Origin of the sequence: Streptomyces sp. NPDC052701, assembly GCF_040678355.1 — a bacterium.
In the GTDB taxonomy this organism is placed as follows: domain Bacteria; phylum Actinomycetota; class Actinomycetes; order Streptomycetales; family Streptomycetaceae; genus Streptomyces.
Genome location: NZ_JBFATO010000080.1, coordinates 1 through 1,890 on the forward strand (window position 1 = coordinate 1; position 1,890 = coordinate 1,890).

Annotated in this window: 1 protein-coding gene; it reads right to left on the minus strand. The window is 75.2% G+C overall.

Features of this window, described 5'->3' with window-relative positions:
• Positions 1 to 1,890: copper-translocating P-type ATPase (locus AB0L29_RS35465; protein ID WP_365833470.1), on the minus strand; the 1,890-nt coding region annotated here is incomplete at both ends.

The following is a 1,890-nucleotide window of genomic DNA, read 5'->3' on the forward strand; positions in this document are numbered from 1 at the left end:
GCGAAGGCCCAGAAGAGGTTGGAGCGGATCGTGCCGAGGGTGCGGCGGGCGAGCCGGATGGCGTCCGCCGCGGCACGCAGGTCGCCCCGTACGAGGGTCAGGTCGCCGGCCTCGATCGCGGCGTCCGTGCCGGTGCCCATGGCCAGTCCCAGGTCGGCCTGGGCCAAGGCCGCCGCGTCGTTGACGCCGTCGCCGACCATCGCGACCGAACGGCCCTCGGCCTGCAGTCGCTTGACGACCTCGACCTTGTCCTGGGGGAGCACCTCGGCGACGACGTCCTGCGGGTCGATGCCGACCTCGCGGGCGACGGACCGGGCCACCGCCGCGTTGTCGCCGGTCAGCAGGATCGGCCGCAGACCGAGGGCGCGCAGCCGCTCGACGGCCTGAGCGCTGGTCCCCTTCACCGCGTCGGCGACCTCCAGGACCGCCCGCGCCTCGCCGTCCCAGGCGACCGCGACGACGGTGCGCCCGGCCTCCTCGGCCGCCGTCGCGGCCCGCGCCAGGGCGTCCGGCAGTTCCACGGCCCTCCCCCGCTGCTCCCGGCTCCGCCCGAGCGGGGAGACCTCCATGGCGAGCAGCCGCTGCCGCCCGACGAGGACCGCGTGACCGTCCACGACCCCCCGCACGCCGAGACCGGGCACGTTCGCGAAGTCCTCGGGCGCGGGCAGGGACCCCAGCTTCCGCAGCGCCCCGTCGGCGACGGCACGGGCCACCGGGTGTTCGGAGGCGTGCTCCAGGGCGCCCGCCAGCCGCAGCACCTCGTCCTCGTCGGTGCCCTCGGCGGTGTGCACGGCGAGCAGGGTCATCCGGCCGGTGGTGACGGTGCCGGTCTTGTCCAGCACGACGGTGTCCACACGCCGGGTGGACTCCAGCACCTCCGGGCCCTTGATGAGGATGCCGAGCTGGGCGCCGCGGCCGGTGCCGACCAGCAGTGCGGTCGGTGTGGCCAGGCCCAGGGCGCACGGGCAGGCGATGATCAGGACGGCGACGGCGGCGGTGAAGGCGGCCGTCAGCCCGGCGCCGTTGCCGAGCCAGAAGCCCAGGGTGCCCAGCGCCAGGGCGATCACGACGGGGACGAACACGGCGGAGATGCGGTCGGCGAGCCGCTGGGCGGCGGCCTTGCCGTTCTGCGCGTCCTCGACCAGCTTGGCCATCCGCGCGAGCTGGGTGTCGGCGCCCACCCGGGTGGCCTCGACGACGAGACGGCCGCCGACGTTGACCGTGGCGCCGGTCACCGGGTCCCCGGCGCCGACCTCCACGGGCACGGACTCGCCGGTGAGCATCGAGGCGTCCACCGCGGAGGACCCCTCGACCACGGTCCCGTCGGTGGCGATCTTCTCGCCGGGGCGCACGAGGAAGCGGTCGCCGACGGTCAGCTCACCGGCCGGGACCGTCCGTTCGCTGCCGTCGGGACGCAGCACGGTGACGTCCTTGGCGCCCAGCTGAAGCAGTGCCCGCAGGGCGGCGCCGGCCCTGCGCTTGGAACGGGCCTCGAAGTAGCGGCCGGCCAGGATGAAGGCGGTCACGCCGGCGGCGGCCTCGAGGTAGATGTTCCCGGCGCCGTGCGTGCGGGCGACGGTCAGCTCGAAGGGGTGGGTCATGCCGGGGGTGCCGGCGGTGCCGAGGAACAACGCCCACAGCGACCACAGGAACGCCGCCAGGGTGCCGATGGAGATCAGGGTGTCCATGGTGGCCGCGCCGTGCCGCGCGTTGGTGAACGCCGCCCGGTGGAAGGGCCAGGCGGCATAGGTGACGACCGGCGCCGCCAGGGTCAGCGAGAGCCACTGCCAGTACGCGAACTGCAGGGCCGGCACCATCGCCATCGCGACGACCGGGACGGCGAGCACCACGGCCGTGACCAGCCGCTGCCGCAGCGGCCGCAGCTCGTCG